Source organism: Mesorhizobium sp. WSM4837 (assembly GCF_055811435.1).
The window spans coordinates 45,344-68,311 of record NZ_JBVVQE010000011.1 but is presented as its reverse complement, the minus strand read 5'-3'; the positions used below and the strand labels follow the sequence as shown (position 1 = coordinate 68,311).

Annotated in this window: 27 protein-coding genes; 8 read left to right on the top strand and 19 right to left on the bottom strand. The window is 63.0% G+C overall.

What is annotated here, in order from left to right; all coding sequences use genetic code 11:
- Positions 1–242 precede the first annotated feature (242 nt).
- From AC0L3D_RS08845 to AC0L3D_RS08790, 12 genes are all read right to left on the bottom strand, one after another.
- Positions 243–1,460, bottom strand: coding sequence for an MFS transporter (locus AC0L3D_RS08845; protein WP_473629937.1), 1,218 nt, complete (start codon positions 1,458–1,460; stop codon positions 243–245).
- On the bottom strand, positions 1,457–1,957 hold the full coding sequence (gene nusB, locus AC0L3D_RS08840) for a transcription antitermination factor NusB (protein ID WP_023798402.1): 501 nt from the start codon (positions 1,955–1,957) through the stop codon (positions 1,457–1,459). The genes AC0L3D_RS08845 and nusB overlap by 4 nt, the downstream gene beginning before the upstream one ends.
- Complete coding sequence (gene ribH, locus AC0L3D_RS08835) at positions 1,954–2,448, bottom strand: 6,7-dimethyl-8-ribityllumazine synthase (RefSeq protein WP_036263097.1); 495 nt, start codon at positions 2,446–2,448, stop codon at positions 1,954–1,956. Before ribH ends, nusB begins: the two co-directional genes overlap by 4 nt.
- A 365-nt stretch (positions 2,449–2,813) precedes the next feature.
- Positions 2,814–3,431, bottom strand: a complete 618-nt coding sequence (locus AC0L3D_RS08830) for a riboflavin synthase (RefSeq protein WP_473629984.1) — start codon at positions 3,429–3,431, stop codon at positions 2,814–2,816.
- A gap of 117 nt (positions 3,432–3,548) precedes the next feature.
- The gene (gene ribD, locus AC0L3D_RS08825; protein ID WP_473629983.1) at positions 3,549–4,670 is read right to left on the bottom strand and encodes a bifunctional diaminohydroxyphosphoribosylaminopyrimidine deaminase/5-amino-6-(5-phosphoribosylamino)uracil reductase RibD; all 1,122 of its coding nucleotides are present in this window, start codon (positions 4,668–4,670) and stop codon (positions 3,549–3,551) included.
- Between the two features lie 2 nt (positions 4,671–4,672).
- Positions 4,673–5,149, bottom strand: a complete 477-nt coding sequence (gene nrdR / locus AC0L3D_RS08820) for a transcriptional regulator NrdR (protein ID WP_023798407.1) — start codon at positions 5,147–5,149, stop codon at positions 4,673–4,675.
- A 134-nt stretch (positions 5,150–5,283) separates the two neighbouring features.
- Complete coding sequence (locus AC0L3D_RS08815) at positions 5,284–5,874, bottom strand: invasion associated locus B family protein (protein WP_473629982.1); 591 nt, start codon at positions 5,872–5,874, stop codon at positions 5,284–5,286.
- A 109-nt stretch (positions 5,875–5,983) separates the two neighbouring features.
- Positions 5,984–7,297: a serine hydroxymethyltransferase gene (gene glyA / locus AC0L3D_RS08810; protein ID WP_473643910.1), complete on the bottom strand. Its 1,314-nt coding sequence runs from the start codon at positions 7,295–7,297 to the stop codon at positions 5,984–5,986.
- Between the two features lie 310 nt (positions 7,298–7,607).
- Positions 7,608–8,861, bottom strand: coding sequence for a L,D-transpeptidase family protein (locus AC0L3D_RS08805; protein ID WP_091591574.1), 1,254 nt, complete (start codon positions 8,859–8,861; stop codon positions 7,608–7,610).
- A 361-nt stretch (positions 8,862–9,222) separates the two neighbouring features.
- Complete coding sequence (ldtR, locus tag AC0L3D_RS08800) at positions 9,223–9,738, bottom strand: transcriptional regulator LdtR (protein WP_027154640.1); 516 nt, start codon at positions 9,736–9,738, stop codon at positions 9,223–9,225.
- Positions 9,739–9,994: 256 nt separating this feature from the next.
- Positions 9,995–10,417, bottom strand: coding sequence for a DUF6163 family protein (locus tag AC0L3D_RS08795; protein ID WP_128175993.1), 423 nt, complete (start codon positions 10,415–10,417; stop codon positions 9,995–9,997).
- The gene (locus tag AC0L3D_RS08790) at positions 10,414–11,457 is read right to left on the bottom strand and encodes an enoyl-CoA hydratase/isomerase family protein (RefSeq protein WP_473643908.1); all 1,044 of its coding nucleotides are present in this window, start codon (positions 11,455–11,457) and stop codon (positions 10,414–10,416) included. The genes AC0L3D_RS08795 and AC0L3D_RS08790 overlap by 4 nt, the downstream gene beginning before the upstream one ends.
- A 204-nt stretch (positions 11,458–11,661) precedes the next feature.
- Between AC0L3D_RS08790 and hemB the strand changes: the two genes are divergently transcribed.
- The 3 genes from hemB to AC0L3D_RS08775 all read left to right on the top strand — a co-directional run bounded on the left by hemB (position 11,662) and on the right by AC0L3D_RS08775 (position 13,936).
- Positions 11,662–12,693, top strand: a complete 1,032-nt coding sequence (hemB, locus tag AC0L3D_RS08785) for a porphobilinogen synthase (RefSeq protein ID WP_473481833.1) — start codon at positions 11,662–11,664, stop codon at positions 12,691–12,693.
- Positions 12,694–12,741: 48 nt separating this feature from the next.
- Positions 12,742–13,038 (top strand): nucleotidyltransferase family protein, encoded by a 297-nt coding sequence (locus AC0L3D_RS08780; RefSeq protein ID WP_473629979.1) that lies wholly within the window; start codon positions 12,742–12,744, stop codon positions 13,036–13,038.
- Positions 13,039–13,291: 253 nt separating this feature from the next.
- Positions 13,292–13,936 (top strand): dihydrofolate reductase family protein, encoded by a 645-nt coding sequence (locus AC0L3D_RS08775; protein ID WP_473629978.1) that lies wholly within the window; start codon positions 13,292–13,294, stop codon positions 13,934–13,936.
- A 272-nt stretch (positions 13,937–14,208) separates the two neighbouring features.
- Here the strand turns inward: AC0L3D_RS08775 and ppk2 are convergent, their stop codons facing one another.
- Together ppk2 and AC0L3D_RS08765 are read right to left on the bottom strand one after the other, a co-directional pair.
- Complete coding sequence (gene ppk2 / locus AC0L3D_RS08770) at positions 14,209–15,129, bottom strand: polyphosphate kinase 2 (protein ID WP_236389674.1); 921 nt, start codon at positions 15,127–15,129, stop codon at positions 14,209–14,211.
- Complete coding sequence (locus tag AC0L3D_RS08765; protein ID WP_287394952.1) at positions 15,126–15,386, bottom strand: hypothetical protein; 261 nt, start codon at positions 15,384–15,386, stop codon at positions 15,126–15,128. The genes ppk2 and AC0L3D_RS08765 overlap by 4 nt, the downstream gene beginning before the upstream one ends.
- Between AC0L3D_RS08765 and AC0L3D_RS08760 the strand changes: the two genes are divergently transcribed.
- A complete protein-coding gene (locus AC0L3D_RS08760; RefSeq protein ID WP_128246717.1) occupies positions 15,385–16,428 on the top strand; it encodes an aldo/keto reductase in 1,044 nt (347 codons plus the stop codon). The two genes, AC0L3D_RS08765 and AC0L3D_RS08760, sit on opposite strands and share 2 nt — an antisense overlap.
- A 30-nt stretch (positions 16,429–16,458) precedes the next feature.
- Here AC0L3D_RS08760 and AC0L3D_RS08755 read toward each other — a convergent pair whose 3' ends face one another.
- Positions 16,459–17,430, bottom strand: a complete 972-nt coding sequence (locus AC0L3D_RS08755) for a glycosyl transferase family 90 (protein ID WP_473643906.1) — start codon at positions 17,428–17,430, stop codon at positions 16,459–16,461.
- 202 nt (positions 17,431–17,632) lie between these two features.
- Here AC0L3D_RS08755 and AC0L3D_RS08750 point away from each other — a divergent pair, with 202 nt between their 5' ends.
- Positions 17,633–17,791, top strand: a complete 159-nt coding sequence (locus AC0L3D_RS08750) for a hypothetical protein (protein WP_023798419.1) — start codon at positions 17,633–17,635, stop codon at positions 17,789–17,791.
- Between the two features lie 269 nt (positions 17,792–18,060).
- Here the strand turns inward: AC0L3D_RS08750 and AC0L3D_RS08745 are convergent, their stop codons facing one another.
- Positions 18,061–18,318 (bottom strand): DUF982 domain-containing protein, encoded by a 258-nt coding sequence (locus tag AC0L3D_RS08745; RefSeq protein ID WP_023798420.1) that lies wholly within the window; start codon positions 18,316–18,318, stop codon positions 18,061–18,063.
- 149 nt (positions 18,319–18,467) lie between these two features.
- Here AC0L3D_RS08745 and AC0L3D_RS08740 point away from each other — a divergent pair, with 149 nt between their 5' ends.
- A complete protein-coding gene (locus tag AC0L3D_RS08740) occupies positions 18,468–19,721 on the top strand; it encodes a multidrug efflux MFS transporter (RefSeq protein ID WP_023798421.1) in 1,254 nt (417 codons plus the stop codon).
- Between the two features lie 34 nt (positions 19,722–19,755).
- Positions 19,756–20,130 carry a DUF423 domain-containing protein gene (locus tag AC0L3D_RS08735; RefSeq protein ID WP_023798422.1) on the top strand — a complete coding sequence of 125 codons (375 nt, stop codon included), beginning with the start codon at positions 19,756–19,758 and terminating at the stop codon, positions 20,128–20,130.
- A gap of 32 nt (positions 20,131–20,162) precedes the next feature.
- Here AC0L3D_RS08735 and AC0L3D_RS08730 read toward each other — a convergent pair whose 3' ends face one another.
- Both AC0L3D_RS08730 and AC0L3D_RS08725 read right to left on the bottom strand, forming a co-directional pair.
- Positions 20,163–20,327: a hypothetical protein gene (locus tag AC0L3D_RS08730; RefSeq protein WP_091591593.1), complete on the bottom strand. Its 165-nt coding sequence runs from the start codon at positions 20,325–20,327 to the stop codon at positions 20,163–20,165.
- A gap of 69 nt (positions 20,328–20,396) precedes the next feature.
- Entirely contained in the window at positions 20,397–20,537 is a 141-nt protein-coding gene (locus tag AC0L3D_RS08725) for a hypothetical protein (protein ID WP_023798424.1), read from the bottom strand.
- A gap of 136 nt (positions 20,538–20,673) precedes the next feature.
- Here AC0L3D_RS08725 and AC0L3D_RS08720 point away from each other — a divergent pair, with 136 nt between their 5' ends.
- Entirely contained in the window at positions 20,674–21,756 is a 1,083-nt protein-coding gene (locus tag AC0L3D_RS08720) for a LacI family DNA-binding transcriptional regulator (protein ID WP_023798425.1), read from the top strand.
- Positions 21,757–21,765: 9 nt separating this feature from the next.
- On the opposite strand, the gene AC0L3D_RS08715 is transcribed toward AC0L3D_RS08720, so the two are convergent.
- Complete coding sequence (locus AC0L3D_RS08715; RefSeq protein ID WP_473643904.1) at positions 21,766–22,962, bottom strand: OpgC family protein; 1,197 nt, start codon at positions 22,960–22,962, stop codon at positions 21,766–21,768.
- Between the last annotated feature and the right edge of the window lie 6 nt (positions 22,963–22,968).

Sequence of the window (22,968 nt, the reverse complement as noted above, 5' to 3'; positions counted from 1 at the left end):
CCCTTGCTGAGAACCGGACTGCGGCTGCCGCATATGAGCATGGCTTCAATGCCCCGTCGGGGCACACGGTTTCATAAGAAGGGGGATGGGGGCAATAATTTTGTTCGGATGCGGGTGAATCCGCTGCTGTCCGATCCCGACAGCGTCATGTCACTACAGCGCGTCGCGTCCGTTTGGACGCGCAAAGGACGCTGTAGCACTATTGATTTGCGCATGGTCCTTTCCGAACCTTCGGATCGGGGTCATGCGCTGGTCGGCCGCGCGGTCATCTTCAGCACGCCCAGCGCCACGAAGCACAACACCGTCACCGGGAAGATGATCCAGTTCAGCATCTCCCAGCCCCAGGCGTTGTAGACCGCGCCCGACATCAGCGAGGCGAAGGCGACGGAGCCGAACAGGACGAAGTCGTGAAAACCCTGGACCTTGGCCTTTTCCGATGGGCGGTAGCTGTCGGCGACCATGGCGGTGGCGCCGATGAAGCCGAAATTCCAGCCAAGGCCGAGCAGGATCAGCGCCGTCCAGAATTGCCACAGCGCCAGGCCCGACAGCGCCACCAGGGCGCAGCCGATCAGCAGCACAAGGCCGGTTGCGACAATCCGTTCGGCGCCGAAGCGATAGATCAGCGAGCCGGTGAAGAAGCTCGGCGCGAACATCGCCATGACATGCCAGGAAATGCCGAGCGTGGCGTCGTCCGTCGACAGGCCGCAGCCGACCATGGCGAGCGGCGCGCCGGTCATGACGAAGCTCATCAGCGCGTAGCTGCCGACGGCGCAAAACAGCGCCGCAACGAAACGCGGCCTGGTGACGATCTCGGCGAGCGGCCGCGCGTCGCTGTCGGCGATTTCCGCTTTGCCCGTCGCCTTGGCCGGGATGCGCAGCAACGACAGGATGGCGGCGCCGACCGCTGCCAGCACCAGGATGGAGGCAAACGAGCCGGCAAACATCACCGGCGCAAACAATTCGCGGGTGAAGATGACGATCTGCGGCCCGAGAATGGCGGTGACGATGCCGCCGGCCAGCACGAAGGAGATGGCGCGCGCCTTGAATTCAGCCGGTGCGTTGTCGGCGGCGGCGAAGCGGAATTGCTGGACGAAGGCACCGCCGATGCCGATCACCAGCAGGCCGAAGGCGAACAGCCAGAAGCTGGCGTAAAATAGCGCCAGCGTGGCGACCAGACCGCCGAGCGCAGTGACGATCGTCCCGGTCATGAAGCCGTCGCGCTGGCCGAGCCGGCGGATGATGGCTGCGGCCGGCAGGGCGCCGAGCGCCACGCCGACGTTGAAGCCGGTGATCGGCGCCGTCGCCAGCGACTTGTCGGAGCCGAGCAGATAATATCCGGCCAATCCACCCACGGAAATGGCGATAGGTGCGGCCGAGCCGATGATCGCCTGCGAAGCGGCAAGGATGAGCGCCGTGCGGCGCGCTTCCCTGCCGGCCTCGGCGATAGCGACGGCCGTCATGAAGCGTCCTTGCCACGCCCTTCGCCGCGCACCCGGCGCGACACGCGATCGAGCACTGCGTTGACCAGCTTCGGCTCATCTTCTTCGTAAAACGCCTTGGCGATATCGACATATTCCGAGACGATGACAGCCACCGGCACGTCCTCGCGCTTCATCAGTTCGTAGACGCCGGCGCGCAATATGGCGCGCAGCGTCGAATCGAGCCTGGACAACGGCCAGTCCTCGGTCAGCGCCTGGCGGATGATCGGGTCGATGGTCTTCTGGTTCTCGACGACGCCGGCGAGGATGGCGCGAAACCATTGCGCGTCGGCCTCGCGATAGAGCGCGCCGTCGACTTCCTTGCCGAGCCTGAACGCCTCATATTCGGCGGTGATCTCGAAGACGCCGCTGCCGGCCACATCCATCTGGTAGAGCGCCTGCACGGCGGCCAGACGGGCTGCACCGCGCTTGTTGGCGTGGCGCACCGCGGGCTGGCCGGGCGATGCGGGCTCGCTCACGATCGCTCTCCCAACTGTTGCTTGAGGGCAATCATGGTCAGCGCCGCACGCGCGGCAAAGCCACCCTTGTCGCCTTCCGAACGCCTGGCCCGCGTCCAGGCCTGCTCGTCATTTTCGGTGGTCAGGATGCCGTTGCCGATGCAGACCGCTTCCTGGACGGACAGGTCCATCAGGGCACGGCTCGATTCATTTGCGACGATGTCGAAATGATAGGTGTCGCCGCGCACGATGGTGCCGAGGGCGACAAAGCCGTCATAGCTCGACCCGCCTTCGGCGGCGCCGTCGAGGGCGAAGGAAATCACTGCGGGAATTTCGAGCGAGCCCGGAACGGTGACGACGTCGTATGTCGCGCCAGCTTCCTCGAGCGCGCTTGTCGCGCCTTCGAGCAGCGCGTCGGCAAGGTCGTCATGGAAGCGTGCCTCGATGACAAGAAGGTGGGCCTTCTTCTTCGGGCGAATGAACGCTTTGCCGTGTTGGGATGTGCCAGCCATAGATGTCTCCGGGATCGCCGGTGACTTAGGCCGAAGCCGGTTTGATCGCAAGCAGAAGATTGGTGGAGATGTGGACGTGCCTGATTATTGGTTTCCTCCGAAGCCGGCGCTGCCCCTCATTGCCCTGCCGGGCATTTCTCCCCGTAAACGGGGCGAAAGAGGCAGGCCGCATCGCCGGCGCACTTCTTGCAACGCTGGTGATTGGCGAAACCATCGATGAAATCGCCCCTCGCCCCGTTTACGGGGAGAGGTCGCCGGCAGGCGGGTGAGGGGCAACGCCAAACGGAACAAGGCGCCAATCAGATCCGAGGTGCTCGTCCTGTTCGGACAACCGTATGAATCCACGCCGCTCTCCGGCAGGACCATCAAAGCCCCTCTTTCGCGGCCTCCGCCAGGCGGGCCGCGTAGCGGGCCATGGTGTCGATCTCCAGATTGACGCGGTCGCCGACCTGACGTTCGCCCCAGGTGGTCACGGTCAGCGAGTGATGGATCAAGAGCACGTCGAAGCGTGTGCCGTCGACCTTGTTGACGGTAAGCGAGGTGCCGTCGAGCGCGACCGAGCCCTTGGGTGCGATGAATTTGGCCAGGCGGCGCGGCGCTTCCAGCGTAAAGCGCACGGCATCGCCCTCCTCCTTGCGCGCAACGATCTCGGCCATGCCGTCGACATGGCCTGAAACGATGTGGCCACCGAGTTCGTCGCCGATCTTCAGCGGCCGCTCCAGATTGATCCTGGTGCCGGATTTCCAGCCCATGGCCGTCGTCAGCCTGAGTGCCTCTTCCCAGGCCTCGACCTCGAACCAGCGCGCGTTGGCGCCGCTTTGCGGCAGCGCCGTCACCGTCAGGCAGACGCCGCCGCAGGAAATCGAAGCCCCAATGGCGATCGTCTGCGGGTCATAGGTGGTGTCGATGCGCAAGCCGACGCCCTCTTTCAGCGGCTTGACGGCAGCGACGGTGCCGACATCAGTGACAATCCCGGTAAACATCAGACTCTGGCTTCTTGGTTGGCCATGATCTTTTCCGAAAACCGGTTCCCACTTTTCGGGATCATGTCTTTCAGTTTGACCATGTTCTTGTCCAAAAACCGGCTCCACTTTTCGGGATCATGGTCTTATCCACTCGGCGTAGCTGTCTTCGCCGAAACGCATGTCGCGCAATTTGCGAAATCCTGCCGGGATATGGTCGGCGTCGATGGGCGATGCAATGCCGCTCCTGCCGATCGGCTCCTGCCCCTGGAACAGCACGATGCGGTCGACCAGCCCTTCGGCGAGGAAGGCCTTGGCCACCTTGGCGCCGCCCTCGACCAGCACGCTCGCCATGCCGAGTGCGGCCAGATCCTCGAGCAACTCCGGCAGCGCAATATCGCCTTCATACGTCTCGGTGCCGATGAAGCGCACGCCGGCGCGTTCGAGCGCGGCGCGCCGATGCGGATCGGCTTCGGCACAGGCGGCGACATAGAGCGGAACCCGGTCGACGCCGGCGACCAGTTTCGACGTTTCCGGCAGCCTGATCTGGCGGTCGAGTACGATGCGCGCCGGCGAGCGGTTCTCCAGCCCCGGCAACCGCACCGTCAGCGCCGGATCGTCCTCCAGCGCCGTGCCGATGCCGATCAGTACGCCGTCGGCTTCGGCGCGCATCAGATAGACTTCGCGCCGGGCGATGTCGCCGGTGATCGAGACCTGCCCCGCGCCTCCCATGCCGATCTTGCCGTCGCTGGAAAGCGCAAGTTTCAGGATTACTTCCGGACGTTTTTTTAGGGATCGAATGAGATAGCCGGCCATCTGCTCGGCGGCTTCTGCCACCAGCACCTTTTCGACCACTTCGACACCGGCGGCACGCAGGATCGCATAGCCGTTGCCGGACACGCGTGGATCGGGGTCGCTCGCAGCCCCAACCACCCGCGCGACGCCGGCATTGACCAGTGCACTGGCGCAAGGCGGGGTGCGGCCATGGTGGGCGCAGGGCTCCAATGTGACATAGGCGGTGGCGCCGCGTGCGAGCTCGCCGGCCTCCGCCAGCGCCTCGGTCTCGGCATGTGGCCGGCCGCCGACAGCGGTGACGCCGGTGCCCACGATCATCGGCCCGGTGCCGTCGTCGCGCACGATCAGCGTGCCGACGGAAGGGTTGGTCGAGGTCCGTCCGGCGTTTTTCCGCGACAGCCTCAGTGCCGCCGCCATGAAGCGGCGATCAAGAACCTCTTGCTCGGCTTGGCTGCGCCTTGCCATGCTCAGCCGGCGTCCTCTTCCTTGAGCTCGTCACCTTTCAGTTCACCCAGCACGTCGTGAAAATCCTTGGCCTCGCGGAAATTGCGATAGACCGAGGCGAAGCGGACATAGGCGACGTCGTCGAGCGACTTCAGTGCCTCCATCACCAGGCGGCCGACCTCGCCCGAGGCGACCTCGGTCTCGCCGGAGCTTTCGAGCTGGCGCACGATGCCGGTCACCGCGCGGTCGATGCGCTCGGGATCGACATTGCGCTTGCGCACGGCGATCTCGACCGAGCGCAGCAGCTTGTCGCGGTCGAACGGCACCTTGCGTCCGGATTTCTTCACCACCACGAGGTCGCGCAACTGCACACGTTCGAAGGTGGTGAAGCGGCCGCCGCAATCGGGGCAGACGCGCCGCCTGCGGATCGCCGCGCCGTCTTCGGCGGGGCGCGAATCCTTCACCTGCGTATCTTCGGACTGGCAGTAGGGACAGCGCATGGGCAGCCTTGTGTTCGCGATTCTCGTGGAGCGAAGGCTTAGAGGTTTTTGCCGCGATGGCAAAGTATCGGATCGCGCCTCAGAGATAGCGAGGCGCGGGGAAAATTGCCAGCATCAACGGCAATACCGGCCGATTACGGCGCGACGTCAGCAGTCGGGAACCCACATGACACGCCGAGGCTGCGATAGGCCTTGGTGAAGCCGTCCATCGATACGGTCGCGACCGGCGTGTCGGCGAATATGACGTCGAGCGCGCTGGCGCGGCGCATGGCACGCAGCAGTGCCAGGCTGATCTCGGGCTTGTTGTTCAACATCCATTTTCCGCCGCCACCGGCCATGGCATCGACGGTCGCCTTGACCTTGCCGTCGCCATCGCCGAACACCGCCGGAATGTTCTCGCCAGTCGGCAAGTCCTTGTTCTTCATGGCGATGACGAGGGTCGGATAGCCATTGGGCGGCAGTGCATCACCGTTCGAGATGGCAAGCGTGAGCGTGCCGCTGGTACCGCTCGCGTCGAGGAAGGCGGTCGAGGCGACGCAGGTCTTGCGCAGATTCCCACCGGTATCGATCTCGTCCACCGTGGTGGACCAGTTGCCGAAGGTTTCGGTCTTCGGTGCGGCTGGGGTGGGCGCAGACTGTGCCTGGGCGGCGGACGGCAAGGTGGTCAATGTGACCAACAACACGCCAAGCGCGCCAAAGCCAGCGACACGGAAAATCTGCATCATCGTCAAGGCTCCTGTCCGGACTCCGTCCCCGCTGAAAAAGTGCTTCTCGTCCGGCGATAAGGGACGACAGCTTGCGTGAGCTCAACCGAGGACGACAGCTTGCGTGAGCTCAACCGAGATAGGGATAGAGCGGAAAACGATCCGTCAACGCGGCCACCTTCGCCTTCACCGCTGCTTCGACGGCTGCATTGCCCTCATCGGAATTCGCGGCCTTGAGCCCGTCCAGCACCTCGGCGAACAGCTTGCCGATCTCGCGGAACTCGGCCTGGCCGAAACCGCGCGTGGTGCCGGCCGGCGTGCCTAGGCGCACGCCCGAGGTGACGAACGGCTTTTCGGGATCGAAAGGGATGCCGTTCTTGTTGCAGGTGATGTTGGCGCGGCCAAGCGCTGCCTCGGCACGCTTGCCGGTGGCGTTCTTCGGCCTGAGGTCAACCAGCATAAGATGGTTGTCGGTGCCACCGGAGACGATGTCGAGACCGGTCTCCTGCAAGCTGGAGGCCAGCGCCTTGGCGTTGGCGGCAACGCTCTCGGCATAGATCTTGAAGCTTGGCTTCAGCGCTTCGCCGAAGGCCACCGCTTTGGCGGCGATGACGTGCATCAATGGACCACCCTGCAGGCCTGGAAACACCGCCGAGTTCATCTTCTTGGCGATGTCCTCGTCATTGCACAGGATCATGCCGCCGCGCGGGCCACGCAGCGACTTGTGCGTGGTGGTGGTGACCACATGGGCGTATGGCAGCGGCGACGGATGCACGCCGCCGGCGACCAGGCCGGCGATGTGGGCCATGTCGACCATCAGATAGGCGCCGATCGAGTCGGCGATCTCGCGAAAACGCTTCCAGTCCCAGACGCGCGAATAGGCGGTGCCGCCGGCCAGGATCAGCTTCGGCCTGGTCTCGTGGGCGGTCTTCTCGATCGCGTCCATGTCGAGCAGGTGATCGTCCCTGCGGACGCCGTAGGAAACGACCTTGAACCATTTGCCGCTCATGTTGACCGGCGAACCGTGCGTCAGGTGGCCACCGGAATTCAGGTCGAGCCCCATGAAGGTGTCGCCGGGCTGCAGCAGCGCCAAAAAGACCGCCTGGTTCATCTGGCTGCCGGAATTCGGCTGGACATTGGCGAAGTTGCAGCCGAACAGCTTTTTGGCGCGCTCGATGGCCAGTTCCTCGGCCACGTCGACGAACTGGCAGCCGCCATAGTAGCGCTTGCCGGGATAGCCCTCGGCGTATTTGTTGGTCATGACCGACCCCTGCGCTTCCAGCACGGCGCGGGAGACAATGTTTTCCGAAGCGATCAGCTCGATCTCGTGGCGCTGGCGGCCGAGTTCGTTGCGGATCGCGCCGAAAATCTCCGGATCGGCATCGGCAAGCGTGGTTTCGAAGAAGGGTTCGAATTTGTTCGACACTGCCGCTGCTGTTGCCATGCTTGAGATCCTTGTCGTCCGGGGGTCTGCCGCGCCATTAACACAGTTGCTTTCGCCCCGCCACGTTTGCGGCGCGAAATTTGCTGGTCGGATTGCGGCAGCGAGGCGAAGAGCCACCTATTTCCTCGCCTGCCGGCCGTTCAGCAATGCTTCGCGACGCCACCAGGGCCAGCAGAGGACTTTCACCTCCAAGTCATTGATCGGCTATCATCCCGGCCAAACGGTGCTCGCGCACCACGCGCCACGCCTGGCGCACGTCAAAAAGGCCGCCTCGATGGCGGCCTTTCATCAACTCAAGAACATCAGGGGCTTAGAGTGCAGAGGTGATCTGCAGCTCGTTGGCTCCGTCGAGCCCGTAGATGTCGTCGCGGAACTGCACGACGCCAGGCCCCGTCGACCAGGCCGAGATGTAGAGGAAAAAGACCGGCACCGGATTGGTGACCTGCACCGGGATGTTCTCGCCGCTCTTGATCGACGCCTCGAAATGCTGGCGGCTCCAGCCCGGCGTGTCGCGCAGGATCCAGGTGACGAGGTCGCGCACGTTCTGGACGCGCACGCAGCCCGAGGAATCGAAGCGCATCATTTTGCCGAACAGGCTCTGCTGCGGCGTGTCGTGCATGTAGACGCCGTCCGGACTCGGGAAATTGATCTTGACCGAGGCCATCGCATTGCCGGCGCCCGGATCCTGGCGAAAGCGGTATTTCTCCGCGTCGTCGGTCGACCAGTCGACGGTCAGTGGATCGACCTCGCTGCCATCCGGTGCGAACAGCCGGATCTTGCTGTCCTTAAGATAGTTAGGGTCCTTCCGCATCAGCGGAATGATGTCCTTGCGCACGATCGAGACCGGCGCGTTCCAGTAAGGATTGACGATGATCTCGTTGATCTTGGAATCGACGATCGGCGTCTGGCGATCGATCTTGCCGACAACGGCGGTGTGGCGCAGCACGACGCGGTCGTTCTCGACCGCTTCGATCTGGGCGCCAGGGATATCGACCAATACATAGCGGTTGCCCAGCGTACCGGCGCGTTCGTTCAGCCGCTGCAGATTGGTCTGCAGCTGGCCAAGCCGGACCTGCGCCGAGACATTCATCGCCGCATAGCTATATTGGCCCAGGGTCCCGTCGGAAGGCAGGCCATGACGCGCCTGGAAGCGCTTGACCGCCGCATCGACATAGGAATCGAAGGCCTCTGAAAGGCCGGCGCTCTGCGCCAGGTCGCCCGAAATCATCAAGCGCCTGCGCAATGGCACCACGTCGGGATCGATGACGCCGAGTTGCAACTTCTTGGTGTCCGGGACCCGCTCCCAGCCGCCCTGCGCGACGATGTTCTGATACTGCGCGATCGCCTGCTCGGTGTACGCAACGGTCTGCAGGCTGACGATCGGCAGCGTCGAGGCCACCTTGCCGCCCTCGCTGGCGCGGGCGTCGAACTGGTCGTTCCAGTTGCCGCGGCCCGAGGATTTCAGGATGTCCGCGATCACGTCCTGCGCGCTGGCGCCACCGGCAACCATCGTCGCGGCCAACGCGGAGGCTCCGGAAAGGAAGAAACGGCGACTGGTTCTCATGTACGCTCCAGATAGTCCTGTAACAGTTTTTTCACCGGGCGATCCGCCCGCATGCTAGGCCCGGCCCACTCTAAGGTTGGCGCCCTTAACAATTAGCCAACCATGCCCCAATCGCTTCTGTGCGAGAACGCGCCGGGCGCGATGCGCCTTCACTGAGGCGGTTGGCGGGGAGACGGTTTGGCTCGCGCCGCAACATCACCCGCGTTCTCGCTTCCACCGGGAATATGGCGGCAACGTGACCCTGACCGCGATTTGGATCGGCTGGCCTCACGAAACGCAAAGACCGATGCTTTTCGGCACCGGTCTTTTGGATCACTCCCCCGACCGCCCCCGTGGCGCGGTTGCATGCGATGGACATGCTTTACATGCGATAGGCGATGGTGTCGTTCCAGAAGCGGTCGAGGCGCTGCAAGGCGCGGTTCATCTGCTTGAATTCTTCCGTGTTGATGCCGCCGACCTGCTCGATCGAGCCGACATGGCGCTCGTAGAGGCCGGCGACGACTTCCGCCACCTCACTGCCCTTCGGCGTCAGCGAGACCCGCACCGAACGGCGGTCGATGCGCGAGCGCTGGTGGTTGATGAAGCCGAGATCGACCAGCTTCTTCAGATTGTAGGAGACGTTCGAGCCGAGATAATAGCCGCGCGAGCGCAGCTCGCCGGCGGTCAGCTCCGAATTGCCGATGTTGAAGAGCAGCAGCGCCTGGATGGCGTTGATATCGGAACGGCCGTTGCGGTCGAACTCGTCCTTGATGACGTCAAGCAGGCGGCGGTGCAGCCGTTCCACCAGCTGCAGCGATTCCATGTACAGCGAACGGATCGCCTCGCGGCGGTCATCGGATACGTTGGCGGTCTTCGCCGCCGGACGGGAATTGATCATTGTCTTTGCCTCTCGTTTGTCGCCTGGTGATTTTTTGTTTTTCACCTTGATCGCGACACTATCGAATACTCATAAAATTCGACTTAAACGCTAGGGCTAACAAGAGCTTACCGGTAATAGGTTTCGAAAGAGGCTTAACGAAGGGTCACCCCAACAAGGATGATTAACCTAAAGATTTAGCCAATGATTGCGGACGGTAATTTGCCCCGTCCAACCGCAGGCGTGGGCTATTCTTGTAGAGCATCGGTCCGATGCTCTATTGCCGGCTCCGGCGCTTCTGCATCCAGATCACCACGCGAAAGACGATGTAGAGCAGCGCCACCGCCGCATGCGAGGCGAGGATCAGCGGCCGGTGACCGAAGAGTTCGGGAAAGCCGGCATGCATGACGGTCTCGGTCGCCGCGCAGATGAACCAGATCACCGGCCCCCAGGAGGCCAGCATCCACAGACCGGCGGCGGCGAAGGGAAAGAAGACGGCGAGCGTCACCGCCGCCACCTGCCAATGCACCGGCATCAGGTCGAAGCGCCACAACGAGCCGGGATAGAAGCCGATCAGCCGGATCCAGTACAAAATCCCGAACAACAGACAGTAGGCTGAGATGACGCGCTGAAACCAGGCGAAGATGACCTCGACCGTCGAGGGCTGGAGCACGACGCGTCTCGACGTGACCTCGCTCACAGCTTGAGTTCCCGTTCGCCGAGCGGAGCGAAATAGGCATCGACGTCGGCAGCACTGACGTCGTCGATGCCTGGCGGCCGCCATTGCGGCGACGAGCCCTTGTCGATGATGGCGGCGCGGATGCCTTCGTAGAAATCGTGGCCGGCAAGCATGCGGTTGAGGATGCGGAACTCCATCCGCATGCACTCGTCCATCGACAGCGTCAGCCCGGCGCTGATCTCGCGCCAGGCAACATGCAGGCTGGTCGGCGAGCGGGTGCGGATCGTCGCCAGCGTCTTTGCCGCGAACGCGTCTGCGGGTGCGGCGCGCTCCAGGCTGCCGATGATGTCGCTCAGCGACGGCTGCGCGAAATGGCGGGCGATGGCTTCCAGTGTCGGACTGTCCGTTTCGCGCCGGGCCGGGACGGAAAAGCCGCGCAGCGCCGCTTCAGGGTCGCCTGTCGCAACCAGCCGGTCGAGAAAGCCGGCCTGGTCCTGCGCCTTGATCGTGTTCGTCGCCAGGCCCGACCACAAAGCGTCGCCATAGCGGATGCGGATTCCGGTCAGGGCCAGATACATGCCGAAGCTGCCACCGAGGCTCGGCAACAGATGACTGGCGCCGACATCCGGGAAAAAGCCGATGCCGACTTCCGGCATGGCGAACTGGGCGTTCTCGGTCAGCAGCCGATGCGAGCCGTGGAACGAGATGCCGACGCCGCCGCCCATGACGATGCCGTCGATCAGCGCGACATAGGGTTTTTCGAACCGCGCGATGCGGGCGTTCAGCCGGTATTCGTCGGCGAAGTAATCGACCGGCGGCTTTCCCACCCGGCCGGCCTCGTAGATGTGGAGGATGTCGCCGCCGGCCGAAAACGCCCTGCCCTCGGCCTTGACGACGACAACATCGACGCCGTCGTCGCGCTCCCAGGCGCGCAGCGCCTTGTCGAGCGCCTTGACCATGCGATGGGTGACGGCATTGAGCGCCTGCGGCCGCGTCAGCGTGACGACGCCGACGCTGCCCAGTCGTTCGAAGCGGATCTCGTTGCCGCCGCCAAAATCCATCGCCTAAAGAATCCCTCGCCCAATGCCGCCGGGACTGATGTGCTAAAGCGTGGCGCATGGCTGCGTCAATGCCAAGCCGCAATCCTGTCCGGCAACAACGGTCAGGAACTCGTATACCGGTATCCAGCTTGTGCCTGGCACTATCGTGCCGCATTGGTCAGCGGCGGAGGCTCGTGTTAAAAGCCGCCAATCCGGAGTTTGGCGATGAACAGATTCACCCCAGCAAAGCCTGCCGGCGCGCGCAGCGTCGACGAGATCACCGGCAGTCGCCGTTTGCGCCGCATGCGCAAGGCCGACTGGTCGCGCCGCCTCGTGCAGGAGAACCGGCTCTGCGTCGACGATCTGATCTGGCCGATCTTCGTCGTCGATGGGAACAATATCCGCGAACCGATCGCCGCCATGCCTGGTGTCTTCCGCCTGTCGCTCGACCTTGCCGTCAAGGAGGCCGAGCGCGCGGCAAAGCTCGGCATTCCGGCGATCGCCACCTTCCCCAATGTCGAGCTCGGCCTGCGCGACCAGACCGGCTCGCACATCCTCGATCCGGAAAACGTCATCAACCGCGCCACGCGCGCCATCAAGCGCGCAGTGCCCGAGATCGGCATCATCACCGATGCGGCGCTCGATCCCTTCACCTCGCACGGCCATGACGGCATCCTGCGCGACGGCATCATCGTCAACGACCAGACCGTGGAGCAGGTCACGGCGGCTGCCGTCATCCAGGCTTCGGCCGGCGCCGACATCATTGCCCCTTCCGACATGATGGATGGCCGTATCGGCGCCATCCGCGATGGGCTCGACGCCAATGGTTTTCAGGATGTGGCGATCATGTCCTACGCGACGAAATTCGCCTCCGCCTTCTACGGGCCCTATCGCGAGGCGGTCGGCACTGCCGGCCTGCTCAAGGGCGACAAGAAGACCTACTATCTCGACCACGCCAATTCCGACGAGGCCGTGCGCGAGGCCGAGCAGGACCTCGCCGAGGGCGCCGACATGCTGATGGTCAAGCCCGGCCTGCCCTATCTCGACATCATCCGCAGGCTGAAGGACGAATTCCGCATGCCGACCTTCGCCTATCAGGTGTCGGGCGAGTATTCGATGATCAAGGCGGCCGCCGCCAATGGCTGGATCGACGGCGACAAGGCAATGCTGGAATCGCTGCTCGCCTTCAAGCGCGCCGGCTGCGACGGCATTCTCACCTATTTCGCGCCTGAAGTGGCGGCGATGCTTAAGGGGTAGGCACTCGCATCGTTTTGGAATTTTGCTGCAATCCGATAGAATCGGCTCATGAGCAGGAACGAGGTCCTCGAACGGTTGCAGAGAAACGCAGATGCCATCAAAGGCATGGGCGCGACTTCGCTGTATCTGTTCGGGTCGGCAGCGCGGGACGATGCGCAGCGGGACAGCGATCTTGATCTGTTCATCGACTATGATCCGGCGCGGCGCTTTTCTCTGATCGACATGGTCGGGATCAAGCAATTTCTGGAAGAGAAGATGTCAACGGAAATCGACATCACCACGCGTGACAGCCTTCATCCTATGTTGAAGGCCGAGATCGAACAATCGGCCGTGCGCGTATTCTGATGGCAGTCCGCCGGATCGAGCCTATCCTAGCCGAGATGATCATAGCGGCGCTCCGCTCCGCCTAGCTGTCGAGCGCATACTCGAGGCGTCGCGGCGCATGTAGCTGCTGTTGCAACCACCCCTCTTTGCGGTGACCCTGATGCGAGCCAAACGAGCCGCTTATGCTCCGCGGCGAAATACCGCTTGTAAAATGCAATCAGTCTGGCTAAAAACAACTGCTTGCATTTCACAACTGGATTAGAGGGAGGTCCTCATGTCAAAGCTTCGCGTCAACGCTTTCACCGTATCTATCGACGGCTTCGGCGCCGGTCTCGACCAGGACCTGAAAGAACCGCTGGGCGTCGGCGGGGAAGCCCTGCACACATGGATGTTCGGGACCAGAACCTTCCGCAACATGTCCGGCGAAGATGACGGGACCACGGATACCGACGGCGCGTTCGTAACGCGCAGCTTCGAAAACATCGGCGGGTGGATCATGGGCCGCAACATGTTCGGACCGATCCGCGGCGCTTGGCCCGATGACACCTGGAAGGGCTGGTGGGGAGACAATCCGCCCTACCATGTGCCGGTCTTCGTGCTCACCCACCATCCGCGGGATCCTATCGTCATGGAGGGCGGCACGACTTTCCATTTCGTGACCGACGGCATTCACTCGGCGCTGGAAAAGGCAAAAGCCGCGGCTGACGGCAAGGATGTCCGGCTCGGCGGCGGCGTCGCCACGATCCGGCAATATCTGAGGGAAAAGCTCATCGACGACATGCATCTGGCGATATCGCCGATGCTGCTCGGCTCAGGCGAAAACCTTTTTGCCGGCATCGATATGGTCAAACTCGGCTACCGCTGCAGCGAGCAGGTGGGCACGCCGAATGCCATGCATGTCACCATCGAGCGCGATTAGGACGTTTCGTCTGCTCTGTTGGCGAAAGCCTCGGTGCAGGCCCCTTTCTCCCCGTCACCATACGGGGAGAAATGCCCGGCAGGGCAATGAGGGGCGGCGCAATCGATGAAAGGTTAAGCTGCTGGACAATACGCCCTCTCGCAATATGCATCAGAATAATTTTTGTCCCCATGCAGTGACATTGGGGGGTAAATTGTCGAGGTTGGCGCAGCCCCTCATCCGCCTGCCGGCACCTTCTCCCCGTATAGTGACGGGGAGAAGGGGGCCATGAATCAATACTTCTCCGGAACATACAGCTCGCGCGGCAGCACCTGGCGCTCGTATTCTGGATTGAAGACGCGATCGGGCAGCGTGATCTCTTCGTGCGGCACTTCCTCATAAGGCATCTGCTTGAGGAGATGATCGATGCAGTTCAGCCGCGCCCGCTTCTTGTCGTTGCCCTCGACGATGAACCAGGGGGCTTCGGGAATGTTGGTGCGGGCGAAGGTCTCTTCCTTGGCCTTGGTATACTGTTCCCAGCGCACGCGCGACTGCAGGTCCATCGGCGACAGCTTCCACTGCTTCATCGGATCATGGATGCGCATCTGGAAACGCATCTGCTGCTCCTCGTCGGTGATGGAGAACCAGTATTTGACCAGGGTGATGCCGGAGCGGACCAGCATGCGCTCGAACTCCGGCACGTCGCGAAAAAACTCCTCGACCTGGTCCGGCTCGGCGAAGCCCATCACACGTTCGACGCCGGAGCGGTTATACCAGGAGCGGTCGAACAGCACGATCTCGCCGCCTGCCGGCAGATGCGGCACGTAGCGCTGAAAATACCATTGCGATTTCTCGCGCTCGGTCGGCGCCGGAAGTGCGACGACGCGGCAGATGCGCGGATTGAGCCGCTGGGTGATGCGCTTGATGACGCCCCCCTTGCCGGCCGAATCGCGGCCCTCGAAAACCACCACCAGCTTCTTCCTGGTGTAAGCCACCCAGGACTGCAGCTTGATCAATTCGGATTGCAGCGTGATCAGGTCGCGAAAATATTGCAGGCGATCCATCGAGGGCGGATGCGCGTTCTTGTAGATCCTGGCGATTTCCAGCGACAGCGCCGGTTCCGACATCTCCAGCTCGTAGTCCTCGTCGAGCGTGTCGGCGAGTTCCGCTTCCAGCCAGTCCCTGGCGGGAGAATTCTGTTTTGCTTCGGTCATTTATGCTGCTCCGCGTGCACGCCCGCGTCGGCCTCGGCCTGCCGGCCGAGATCGGACACCTTGAGCCGACTTGCATATAGGCCGGCAATGACGGTTTTATTGCAGCCGGCCCGCACGCCGGTCGCCCAACTCCGCGAGATGGGATCGATCAGCCTCCTGGCACACACGACAAGCGGCTCGAATTGTCCCACAAATGCCAGGTTTCCCCGAGCAACCTTCAAAACACTCTTTTCAACGCAATCGCGAGGATCTGACATGGAATACCGCACACTCGGCCGTTCCGGGCTGAAGGTTTCGACGCTGACCATGGGCACCATGACTTTTGGCGGCGCCGGCGCATTCTCGGCGGTCGGCAAGACCGATCTCGACGAGGCACGCCGGATGATCGACCTCTGCATCGACGCCGGCATCAATCTCATCGACACCGCCAATGTCTATTCGAACGGGCTTTCGGAAGAGATCATCGGCGAAGCGCTCGGCGGCAAACGCAAGGGCGATGTGCTGATCGCCTCCAAGGCGCGCATGCGGATCGGCGACGGCCCCAACGATGAGGGCCTGTCGCGCTACCATCTGATCCGCGAGTGCGAGAAGAGCCTGAAACGCCTCAGGACCGACGTCATTGACATCTATTTCCTGCACGAATGGGACGGCACGACGCCGCTCGAAGAGACCATCGCCGCGCTCGACACACTCGTCAGCCAGGGCAAGGTCCGCTATGTCGGCTGTTCCAACTATTCCGGCTGGCAGGTGATGAAGGCGCTGGGGGTCAGCGACCGCCAGCACCAGCCGCGTTTCGTCACCCAGCAGATCCACTACACGCTGGAAGCGCGCGAAGCCGAATATGAACTGCTGCCGATCTCGGTCGACCAGGGGCTTGGCGTGCTGGTGTGGAGCCCGCTCGCCGGTGGATTGCTGTCCGGCAAATACCACCGCGACCAGGCCACCGCGCGCCAGCTCAGCGGCTGGACCGAACCGCCAATCCGTGACGAGGACCGGCTGTGGCGGATCGTCGACGCGCTTGCCCATATCGGCGAGAACCATGGCGTCTCGGCGGCGCAGGTGGCGCTTGCCTGGCTGCTCGGCCGGCCCGCGGTCAGTTCGCTGGTGATCGGCGGACGGACCGAAGCGCAGTTCAAGGACAATATCGCCGCAGCCAGCCTGGTGCTGACCAGCGATGAGCGCGCACGCCTCGACACTGTGAGCCGCCCGCCGGTTCTCTACCCGTATTGGCACCAGCAATTCACGGCAAAAGACCGGTTTGGTCCGGCCGATCTGGTTCTTGACCGAGAAGATATCTGACAACGGATCAGGTCGAAGGTCGCCGTGGGCTTAGCCTGAGATAAAACGCCAGACCTCGGGATCAGGCTCGATCTGGCCGCTGAGCACGAAATATTTGTAGAGCACGAGCAAGCAGATCGCCTGCTCGGCCCGCTCGTCGGCGAACTTGCGGCAATAGGCGTTGGCGGCGGCAACGATGCGTTCGGCCTCAGTCGGATGGCGTTCGAGATATTGCACCCGCTCGGCAAGATCCGTGAAATCAGGTTCGAGCGGCACATAGTGAACACCAGCCACGAGTTCGCTTTCGGCGAACCATGTCTCATATGTCGGCGGCGGCATCAGGCACAGCGAATTCGAACTCATGACCCATTTCAAGTTGGTCGCCACATCGTTGCCTTCGAGCGAAATGATGTAGCGACAGCGCCGCTGCTGGTCGATGCTCAGATAAGGCTTGCGATATTCCGGCGCTGCCGTCGGTTTGGGCGTTCCGACATCGCAAAAGGGCAGATCGCGCGCAGCGTCCAGAAGCAAGGTCCTTATCGGATTGTTGAGCTCGCCGCGCCACACCGCAACCGGAAGCTTGTCCGCGAAGGCTACATCGTCGGCGGGCATGTGGAAGTGGCGGAACTTGTTGAGCTTGAACAGGACCCCGTTGCTGTTGTCGCCGGCGATCGGCCGATCCTTGACGATCGACGGCATCGCAGGCACGTCGGCGACGTCGCCGAATTCGAGGTCGATGCGCAAATCGGGATCGAAGTAGCGGGTAAATTCCTTCAGATCGTAGTAATACATGCTCCGGCCTCTCGGTAGCCGGCTGACCGGCACGGCCCCGCCGCTCGGCGCGAAAGCGTCCTGCAATCTGTTGTAGTAGTTGAGACGCGCGCGGACCGATCCGTCCGAAAGCCTGGCCTGATCGAGCAGCCCGGCGAGCCTGCGGCGGAACAGCGCCTGCGGTGCAATATCGCGCACGGCATTGCGCGCATAGTAGAATAGCTTCTGTGCGTTTCTTTGAAGGGTGGCCATCGGTCACTTGGTGAAAAGTCGGCTTGTGATTTGCCCCCCGGTGCCTCCTACACCATTGTGCCGGCTATCTTGCAAGCCACGGAACCGTGTTCAGCCGGCCTGCCGGCTGTCTATGGAGCCGATCGCTCTTTGCGGTGTTGTGTTTGGAGCCCAATGCTCCTAGGCAGGGCTAATAACCCTTTGGATTGCGAAAGGAAGAGATATGGCGCGAGCACCGAATTACGGCCAGGAACGCAAGGAACGCGACCGGCAGAAGGCTGCCAAGAAGGCGGAAAAGCAAGCGGCCAAGGTTGCAGCCAAGGAACGTTCGAAGCCGGAAGACGAGACCACGTCCGAGACCGAAACGGAAACCGCAGAGTAAACTGCAGGGCAATCGCTTCATAGTGACGGCGAGAAGGGAACTGGCCGCAACTTTGGCGCGCTTTCTGCAACGCCGGAGATTGGCGAAACCCTTGGTGCAGGCCGCTTTCTCCCGTCCGGTGGGAAATGCCCGGTCCACCCTCCGCAGCTGCAGCGCAGCTGCTGCGGAGGACGGGCAGGGCAAGAGGGGCAGCGCAAGCTGAAGCGATTGCCCCTTAGTAAAAGCGCACCCGGCCCGCGAGGCGGATCAGATCAGATTTCGCTGCGTCTTCAGACCGGCGCCTTGTCGCTGACGAAAACGTTCACTTCGCGGGCGGCGGCGATGAAGGCACGCCTTGCGATCATTGCCGGTTTGTCGCCGGCCAGCGCATCATGGCAGGCCTGCAGCGCTTCGCGATGCTTTGGACTGCGCTTGCCGGGCCAGTTGTTGAGGAGGTAGTCGGAAGCCTCGCGAGCCGTGCGCAAGAGCTGAGTGGTTCCCGCCGCGCCCTTGACGGTCACGGGTGTTTCAAATCGGTTGTTTTCCATCGCCGCTCTTACGCCATCGCCGCTCGCGAAGCGAGTGCGAAAGTGGTTGCCACCGCAATCACCCCGCGACGCTGGCTAGTCCCCTGGCAGGCAGGCTGCGCCAGTTCTTGTGCAATGATGCCGTCGAGAGACTGCCGGACAGGACAGACATGCCGCAAGACCCTGCCACCCAAGGCGCCCACAATATCCATTGGCGCCGCAATCTCGCCGTGTGCTTTGCCGGCTCGTTCAGCACGCTTGTCGCCATGACGCTGCTGTTGCCCTTCCTGCCGCTTTACGTCGAGCAGCTGGGCGCCGAGGGCCACGCGGCTGTTGTGCAGTGGTCCGGCATCGCCTATGGCGCGACCTTCTTCGCCGCCGCGCTGGTCGCGCCGCTGTGGGGACGGCTTGGCGACCGCTACGGCCGCAAGCTGATGCTGGTGCGCGCCAGTTTCGGCATGGCCGTCTGCATGTCGCTGACCGGCATGGTGGAGACCGTCTGGCAATTGGTGCTGCTACGCCTGCTGATCGGTTTCGCCGGTGGCTATTCCTCGGGCTCGACCATTCTCGTCGCCATGCAGACGCCGAAGGAGCGGTCGGGCTGGGCGCTCGGCGTGCTGTCGGCCGGCATCACCGGCGGCGCCCTCGTCGGTCCCCTGCTCGGCGGCGCGCTGCCGCCCTTGATCGGCATCCGCGCCACCTTCCTGGTCGCCGGCGGCATGATTTTCCTGGCGTTCCTGGCAACGACCTTTCTCATCAAGGAGAACCCTCGCCCGGAAACCGACAAATCGGCATCGACCGAGAAGCCGAAAGGCGGCTGGTCGCAAGTCCCGGACAAGCGCCCGATCGTCGCCATGCTGGTGACCGGCACGCTGCTGAGTTTCGCCACCATGTCGATCGAGCCGATCATCGCTGTCTATGTGCAACAGATCATCGAGGACCAAAGCCGGGTCACGCTGATGTCCGGCGTGGTCATGTCGGCGGCGGCACTTGGCGCCATCCTGTCGGCCTCGCGTCTCGGCAGGCTCGCCGACCGCGTTGGCCACTGGAACGTCATCATCGCGGCGCTTGCCGTTTCGGCGCTGCTGCTGATCCCGCAGGCTTTCGTCACCCAGGGCTGGCAGCTCGTCGGCCTGCGTTTCCTGATGGGACTGGCGCTTGGCGGCCTCTTGCCCTGCATCACCAGTGTCATCCGCCATAATGTTCCGGACGGCGTCGGCGGCAATGTGCTCGGTCTGTCGATCTCGGCGCAGTATGTCGGACAGGTTGCCGGCCCGCTGCTCGGCGGCTTCGTCGGCGGTCATTTCGGCATGCGCACGGTGTTTCTCGGCACATCCGTGCTGATGGCGGGCGGAGCGGCGTATAACTGGCTGGTCCAGTCGCGCCGCGCACGCGACATGCTGGTGCAGGCGGGCAAATCCTGACACCGTTTGCGGGCCACTTCACGGAGTCCAAGCCATGAGCACAGCCGACCACCCAGCAAGCGGCATCGGCCGCATCCTTGTTTTCGCCGGCGGCCTGTGCGGCGCGGCCGGTGTGGCGCTTTCTGCCGCGGCGGCACATCTGGGCGGCGCTTTCGTCGGCACGGTCGCGACCTTCCTGCTCATGCATGCACCGGTCTTCCTTGCCGTCGGCCTCGTTGGCGCAAACCGGATCATGCGAACCGCAAGCCTTATTCTTCTCGTCGGGCTTGTCTTGTTCTGCGGCGATCTCCTTGCCCGCGACTTCCTCGGCTCGCGGCTTTTTTCGATGTCGGCGCCGATCGGCGGCACCTTGCTCATCGCCGGCTGGCTGGCCGTTGCGGCCTCGGCGCTGAGGCGCCCGCGCTCCTGAGGCGGCCGGATTCGGCTTCCGCCAAACGACGGTTAGTCAGACGATGGCCACTCTTGCCGGCGCTCGGGCCGGACCGGCAGGTCGCGATTGCGTGCCGCCGGCTTGGCCAGGCGCCGCCGCTCCGGCCTGTCGATGGCCGGCGAGATGCCCCAATAGTTGCGATAGATCTCTTCGAACAGATGGTTGATCGGGTGCATGGCTTGGTTTCCTCTTCGACTTGAGGTTTGAATCGATCCAATCGACAGGCATGAAAAAAGCGCTGCCGATCAGCTCCGCTTGCGCTCCACGAGAAATTGCAGATCGCGGATCCAGCCGGCGCTGCCTCGACGCGTCCGGGTCTCCGGCTTCGAAATTATGCTCCAGTCGTTGCGATAGATGTCTTCGAACAAATAATTGACGGGGTGCATGGCTCGCTCCTTGCTGAATCGATCCAATGACGATACTCAATTGGATCGATTCAAAAGTAGGCTTGGACCGCGCTGATGTCAAGCAAAATTTGAATCGATCCAACAAAGGTGCTAGATAGCAGGCTGGAGCAGAAAAATGGCATCATCCAGCGAAAGCAATACTAGACCCATCCGGCTGGCCGACATCGCCAAGGCCGCCGGGGTGTCGCACGGCACCGCCTCCAACGTGTTCAGCCGTCCCGAGATCGTGCGCGAGGAAGTCCGCGAACGGGTCAAGGCGGCGGCCGAGGCGATGGGCTATGCCGGTCCCGACCCGAAGGGTCGGCTGCTGCGCGCCGGCAAGGTCAACGCGATCGGCGTCGCCACGACCGAGCCGCTGTCCTATTTCTTCGACGATCCCTTTGCCCGCGCGATGATGGCCGGCATTTCCGAGGCCTGTGACGCCACCGGCGCGGGAATAGCGCTGGTATCGGCCGGCAACCAGGAAAAACTTGCCTGGAACATCCAGAGCGCGCTCGTCGACGGCTTCATCCTGTTCTGCATCGAGGGCGGTTCACGGCTTGTCGAACTGACGCGCGAACGCAAACTCCCCTTTGTCGCGCTTGAGCTCGGCTTCGACGACGACACCGTTTCGGCAATCGGCGTCGACAATGTCGCCGGCGCCCGCCTGGCGGCGCAGCATCTCGCCGAGCTTGGCCATCGGCGCTTTGCCGTGCTGGCGCTGCCCTTCGCCGACGGCAGCACCGGCCTTGTCTCGCCGGAGAAGGTCCGGACGGCCCTTTACACCGGCACGCGCGATCGCCTCGTCGGCTATTTCGAGGCGTTTTCCCGGTATGGCGTCGATACCGCCGGGATACCGGTATACGAGACCGAAAACGACGAAGCCAGCACAAGGGCCGGCCTCGAAACGATCTTCGCCTCGGCAGCGCAGCCGACCGCCATCCTGGCGATGTCGGACCGGATCGCCATGGTCGCGATCGAATGGTTGGCCGCGCGTGGCATTGCGGTTCCCGGCGACGTCTCCGTCGTCGGCTTCGACGGCGTGCCTGACGCCGCACTTTGCGATCCTCCGCTGACCACGGTCGCGCAGCCAATCGCCGAGATCGGCCGCCGGGCGGCGCGAACGATCCTCGATTTCGACGGCACGGTGCGGCGCGAGACGCTTGGCGTCGAGCTTGTCGTCAGGGCATCTTCGGGACCGCCGCCCAAGGCAGCCTGAGCCTGGCGTCTACCTATTAACGCCTGCCGCCATGGTCCCCACGCCGAAGGATGCATGGATCGGCGGCGCCTGGCTGCGGACCGGCTTGCTGTTGCCGCCAATAGAAGACAGCCATTCGAGATAATAGGCGAGCGCGAACTGCACGGCGATGCCGGCGGCGATCAGCAGGCTGTCATAGGCAAATCCGCCCGGGTTGATCAGTTTCATCACCTGCGCCGCCATGGCAATCACCGTGCCGGTGATGAAAACCGGCAGCGATCGCTTGCCCAATATGGCGAGCGGATGGTCGCGGCTGGTGCGGAACAGGTTGGAGACAGAAGGAAACGCCACAATCAGATAGCTCACCGCCAGGATGTGCAGCAGCCTCGGCAGCGACAGGAAGGTCTTGTCGAAGCCGGTCAGCACCACCGGCAGGTTCAGCCACGACACGTGCCCCCATAGCGGGCTGTGCACCCAGACCAACGCCGTCGCGACATAGGCCGCCGACGCGCCGACCAGCCAGCGATTGACCGGAATGACGCCGCCGCGCCGGATGTGCAGCATGCTCGCCAGGCCGATGTTGAAGAGGAACTGCCACGACAGCGGATTGAGGAACCAGAAGCCCGGCTCCGGATAATTTGGCGGGGCGATCTGGTAGATCCCGGCAACCAGCCACAGAGTTCCGGACAGGGCGAGCGCCGTGAAAGGCCGGTAGCTGATGAACAGCAGGAAGGTTGGCGCCATCAGCAGCAGCACCGCATAGACCGGCAGGATGTTGTTGTAGCCAAGCTGATGGCCAAGCGTGACGATGCCGATCAGCACATGTTGCGGGTCCCAGATCAACGGCTCGATGTTGATCAGCGTCAGCATGTCCGGCCGCTTCGCGAACATCGCCGCCGCGCAGAAGATGGCCAGCACCGCCATCGTCGTGACGATGTGGGCAACATAGAGCACTCCGGCGCGGCGCCACAATTTCAGTGTCGCCAGGAGCCGGTCTCCGGACTGGAATTTTGAGCCGTAGGCGAGCGCGACGGACATGCCGGAGATCAGCACGAAGGCCTCGGCGGCATCCGAAAAGCCGAAATTCTTGTAGGTCAGAGTCTCGAAAACCGTGCCCGGGACATGGTCGACGAATATGATCAGCAGAGCGAGAGCGCGGAACACATCGATGCGCGTATCGCGATCCGGGATACGCGGCCCGCGATCCGGTGAAATTGGCATGGTCATCGATAA

What these genes read in the sequence shown, in the direction of transcription:
- AC0L3D_RS08845 (WP_473629937.1), bottom strand. Translation starts at nt 1,460, where the DNA reads ATGACGGCCGTCGCTATCGCCGAGGCCGGCAGGGAAGCGCGCCGCACG.
- ribH (WP_036263097.1), bottom strand. Translation starts at nt 2,448, where the DNA reads ATGGCTGGCACATCCCAACACGGCAAAGCGTTCATTCGCCCGAAGAAG.
- AC0L3D_RS08830 (WP_473629984.1), bottom strand. Translation starts at nt 3,431, where the DNA reads ATGTTTACCGGGATTGTCACTGATGTCGGCACCGTCGCTGCCGTCAAG.
- ribD (WP_473629983.1), bottom strand. Translation starts at nt 4,670, where the DNA reads ATGGCAAGGCGCAGCCAAGCCGAGCAAGAGGTTCTTGATCGCCGCTTC.
- nrdR (WP_023798407.1), bottom strand. Translation starts at nt 5,149, where the DNA reads ATGCGCTGTCCCTACTGCCAGTCCGAAGATACGCAGGTGAAGGATTCG.
- AC0L3D_RS08815 (WP_473629982.1), bottom strand. Translation starts at nt 5,874, where the DNA reads ATGATGCAGATTTTCCGTGTCGCTGGCTTTGGCGCGCTTGGCGTGTTG.
- glyA (WP_473643910.1), bottom strand. Translation starts at nt 7,297, where the DNA reads ATGGCAACAGCAGCGGCAGTGTCGAACAAATTCGAACCCTTCTTCGAA.
- AC0L3D_RS08805 (WP_091591574.1), bottom strand. Translation starts at nt 8,861, where the DNA reads ATGAGAACCAGTCGCCGTTTCTTCCTTTCCGGAGCCTCCGCGTTGGCC.
- ldtR (WP_027154640.1), bottom strand. Translation starts at nt 9,738, where the DNA reads ATGATCAATTCCCGTCCGGCGGCGAAGACCGCCAACGTATCCGATGAC.
- AC0L3D_RS08790 (WP_473643908.1), bottom strand. Translation starts at nt 11,457, where the DNA reads ATGGATTTTGGCGGCGGCAACGAGATCCGCTTCGAACGACTGGGCAGC.
- hemB (WP_473481833.1), top strand. Translation starts at nt 11,662, where the DNA reads ATGAACAGATTCACCCCAGCAAAGCCTGCCGGCGCGCGCAGCGTCGAC.
- AC0L3D_RS08780 (WP_473629979.1), top strand. Translation starts at nt 12,742, where the DNA reads ATGAGCAGGAACGAGGTCCTCGAACGGTTGCAGAGAAACGCAGATGCC.
- AC0L3D_RS08775 (WP_473629978.1), top strand. Translation starts at nt 13,292, where the DNA reads ATGTCAAAGCTTCGCGTCAACGCTTTCACCGTATCTATCGACGGCTTC.
- ppk2 (WP_236389674.1), bottom strand. Translation starts at nt 15,129, where the DNA reads ATGACCGAAGCAAAACAGAATTCTCCCGCCAGGGACTGGCTGGAAGCG.
- AC0L3D_RS08760 (WP_128246717.1), top strand. Translation starts at nt 15,385, where the DNA reads ATGGAATACCGCACACTCGGCCGTTCCGGGCTGAAGGTTTCGACGCTG.
- AC0L3D_RS08765 (WP_287394952.1), bottom strand. Translation starts at nt 15,386, where the DNA reads ATGTCAGATCCTCGCGATTGCGTTGAAAAGAGTGTTTTGAAGGTTGCT.
- AC0L3D_RS08755 (WP_473643906.1), bottom strand. Translation starts at nt 17,430, where the DNA reads ATGGCCACCCTTCAAAGAAACGCACAGAAGCTATTCTACTATGCGCGC.
- AC0L3D_RS08750 (WP_023798419.1), top strand. Translation starts at nt 17,633, where the DNA reads ATGGCGCGAGCACCGAATTACGGCCAGGAACGCAAGGAACGCGACCGG.
- AC0L3D_RS08745 (WP_023798420.1), bottom strand. Translation starts at nt 18,318, where the DNA reads ATGGAAAACAACCGATTTGAAACACCCGTGACCGTCAAGGGCGCGGCG.
- AC0L3D_RS08740 (WP_023798421.1), top strand. Translation starts at nt 18,468, where the DNA reads ATGCCGCAAGACCCTGCCACCCAAGGCGCCCACAATATCCATTGGCGC.
- AC0L3D_RS08735 (WP_023798422.1), top strand. Translation starts at nt 19,756, where the DNA reads ATGAGCACAGCCGACCACCCAGCAAGCGGCATCGGCCGCATCCTTGTT.
- AC0L3D_RS08730 (WP_091591593.1), bottom strand. Translation starts at nt 20,327, where the DNA reads ATGCACCCGATCAACCATCTGTTCGAAGAGATCTATCGCAACTATTGG.
- AC0L3D_RS08725 (WP_023798424.1), bottom strand. Translation starts at nt 20,537, where the DNA reads ATGCACCCCGTCAATTATTTGTTCGAAGACATCTATCGCAACGACTGG.
- AC0L3D_RS08720 (WP_023798425.1), top strand. Translation starts at nt 20,674, where the DNA reads ATGGCATCATCCAGCGAAAGCAATACTAGACCCATCCGGCTGGCCGAC.
- AC0L3D_RS08715 (WP_473643904.1), bottom strand. Translation starts at nt 22,962, where the DNA reads ATGACCATGCCAATTTCACCGGATCGCGGGCCGCGTATCCCGGATCGC.